At 72.2% G+C, this 3,001-nt stretch carries 3 protein-coding genes; 1 reads left to right on the top strand and 2 read right to left on the bottom strand.

Going from position 1 to position 3,001, the window contains the following annotated elements:
• A partial coding sequence (locus NBW84_RS08880) for an ATP-binding cassette domain-containing protein (protein ID WP_250283517.1) occupies positions 1-759 on the top strand: 759 nt, incomplete at its 5' end.
• Between the two features lie 64 nt (positions 760-823).
• Here NBW84_RS08880 and NBW84_RS08875 read toward each other — a convergent pair.
• Entirely contained in the window at positions 824-1,237 is a 414-nt protein-coding gene (locus tag NBW84_RS08875; protein WP_250283515.1) for a globin, read from the bottom strand.
• 87 nt (positions 1,238-1,324) lie between these two features.
• Positions 1,325-2,974 carry an alpha-amylase family glycosyl hydrolase gene (locus tag NBW84_RS08870; protein ID WP_250283513.1) on the bottom strand — a complete coding sequence of 550 codons (1,650 nt, stop codon included), beginning with the start codon at positions 2,972-2,974 and terminating at the stop codon, positions 1,325-1,327.
• Positions 2,975-3,001: the final 27 nt, after the last annotated feature.

Here is a 3,001-nt window from a genome sequence, read left to right as displayed (position 1 = left end):
GAGGAGATCCAGATCCCGCCCGGCCCGCGGCTGGGAAGCGTCGTGATCGAGACGAAGAAGCTGCGCAAGGGCTTCGGTGACCGGCTCCTCATCGACGACCTGTCGTTCTCGTTGCCCCGCGGTGGCATCGTCGGCGTGATCGGCCCGAACGGCGTCGGCAAGACCACCCTGTTCACCCTGCTGACCGGCCAGGCGGCCCCGGACGCCGGTGAGCTCACCATCGGGGAGACCGTCAGGATCTCCTATGTGGACCAGGATCGTGCGGGCCTGGACCCGAAGAAGAACGTGTGGGAGGTCATCTCCGACGGGCTCGACCACATCGTCGTGGGCAAGATCGAGCTGCCCAGCCGCGCCTACGTGTCGTCGTTCGGCTTCAAAGGGCCCGACCAGCAGAAGCCCGTCGGTGTCCTCTCCGGTGGGGAGCGCAACCGGCTCAACCTCGCGCTGACCCTCAAGAAGGGCGGCAACCTGCTGCTCCTCGACGAGCCGACCAACGACCTCGACGTCGAGACCCTGCGTTCGCTGGAGGACGCGCTCGGGGAGTTCCCGGGCAGCGCGGTGGTGATCTCGCACGACCGGTGGTTCCTCGACCGTGTCGCCACCCACATCCTCGCCTGGGAGGGCACGGACGCCGACCCGGCCCGCTGGTTCTGGTTCGAGGGGAACTTCGCGGACTACGAGGCGAACAAGGTCGACCGTCTGGGCGCCGAAGCCGCCCGCCCCCACCGGGTCACCTACCGCAAACTCACCCGGGACTAGCCGCTGTGCGGCCGTTGGTGGACATGGGCGGAGATCCTGGCGGGCACGATCGTGCCCGCCAGGATCACTCCGGGCGGTTGACCAGGGAGCCGGCGGCCATCGTCAGGTAGTCCCAGAGGGGCTGGAAGTGCTCCGGGGGCAGGTTCAGCTCGTCGACGGCGGCCCGCATCCGGACCAGCCAGGCGTCCCGCTGGGCGGGGCCGATCGCGAACGGCGCGTGCCGCAGCCGCAGCCGGGGATGCCCGCGCTGCTCACTGTAGGTCGACGGCCCGCCCCAGTACTGGACGAGGAACATCCGCAGCCGCTCCTGCGCGCCGGAGAGGTCCCCCTCCGGGTAGAGCGGGCGCAGCAGCGGGTCCTCGGCAACCCCCGCGTAGAAATGGGCTACCAGCCGGCGGAAGGCCTCCTCGCCTCCTACCGCGTCGTAGAAGGTGTCTGTCGGACGGGCCGCGGACGGTTGCTGGGTCACAGCGACCATTGTGCTGGACGGATCGTGGGCGGCGAGCCCGATGCGGCCAACGGCATTTTTTCAGATCATCGGTTGCCGCCCGCCGCATCAACCGCATCAACCGGGGTGCGGCGCGAGCCAGACCGTCGTGTCCGGGGGGAGCGTGAGGGTGGTTCCGTCGTAGCCGACCGGGCTGCTGGCCAGGACGAGACGCCCCGGTATGACCAGGTCGACATCCGTGCCGGCGGTGGACATCACACAGGTCAGACCGGTCGCGCCGGAGGAGGGGCCCGGCGGTGTGCCGGGCGGGCCCGGTGGGGACGGGCGGTCGAAGGCCAGGACCGTGGGTGGGGTGTCGTCGCGCCAGCGCAGCCGGCCGGCGCCGAGCATGGGCAGCGCCCGCCGTAACGCCAGCGCCCCGCGCGCCAGGACCAGCGTCGACAGCGGGTCGGACGCCTGCGCGGCGGCGGCCAGTTCGGCCCAGCCGTCGGGCTGGGGGAGCCACGGTGGCACGCCGTCCGCGCTGAACCCGTACGGCGCCTCCCGCCCCGACCAGGGCAGCGGGACCCGGCAGCCGTCCCGGCCGGGACGGCTGTGCCCGGAGCGCTCCCAGACGGGGTCCTGCCGGTGTGCCGGCGGCACGTCCACCTCGGGCAGGCCCAGTTCGTCGCCCTGGTAGAGGAAGACCGGGCCGGGCAGCGCGAGCAGGGTCAGCAGCGCGGCGCGGGCCCGGCGCAGGCCGCTCTCGCCGCTGCCGTACCGGCTCGCCGGCCGGGTGACGTCGTGGTTGGCCAGCACCCAGGTGGTGGGCGCGCCCACCTCGGCGGTGGCGGCCAGGTCCGCGGCGATCGCCGTCCGCCAGGCCGGCGCCGACCAGGAGGCGGCCAGCAGCGAGAAGGCGAACGTCAGGTGCAGCTCGTCGGGACGCACGTAGCGGGCCAGCCGCCGGGGGTCGGCCACCCAGGTCTCGCCGACGAGCACCCTGGCCTGCCCGTCGCGGCGGCGGTAGTCCTCGACGATCGCGCGCCAGCGCTGGTAGATCTCGTGGACGCCTTCCTGGTCCCAGTGGTGGGGCTCGGCCCGCTCGCGGAAGAAGGGGATGCCGTCGGGCGGGGGCGGCGGGTTGTCCGGCAGCAGGTCGTTCTTGATCAGGCCGTGGGTGACGTCGATGCGGAAACCGTCGACGCCGCGGTCGAGCCAGAACCGGACGGTGGTGTCGTGGTCGTCGCGGACCCTGGGGTGCCGCCAGTTCCAGTCGGGCTGTTCCGGGGCGAACAGGTGCAGGTACCACTGGCCGTCGGTGGCCCTGGTCCAGGCCGGCCCGCCGAAGACCGACACCCAGTTGTTGGGCGGCTCGTCGCCGTCCGCGCCGCGTCCGTCGCGGAAGATGTACAGGTCCCGCTCGGGGGAGCCGGCGCCGGCCGCCAGCGCGGCGCGGAAGGCCGGGTGGGCGTTGCTGGAGTGGTTCGGGACGAGGTCGACGAGCACTTTCAGCCCGTGCCGGTGCGCCTCGGCGAGCAGCGTGTCGAAGGTGGCCAGAGCGCCGAAGAGCGGGTCGACGGCACGGTGGTCGGCGACGTCGTAGCCGTGGTCGGCCATGGGGGAACGGTAGAACGGGGTGATCCAGATCCCGTCCACGCCGAGGTCGCGCAGGTAGGGCAGGCGGCTGGTGATGCCGGCGAGGTCCCCGACCCCGTCGGAGCCGGAGTCGGTGAAGCTGCGGATGTAGACCTCGTACAGCACGGCGTCGAGCCACCAGTCACCCATGGCCTCATCCAATCCGAGGGACCTCAT

It is taken from the genome of Protofrankia sp. CiP1_Cm_nod2, assembly GCF_920664355.1.
GTDB lineage: Bacteria > Actinomycetota > Actinomycetes > Frankiales > Frankiaceae > Protofrankia.
This window is presented reverse-complemented; position numbering and strand designations above follow the sequence as displayed.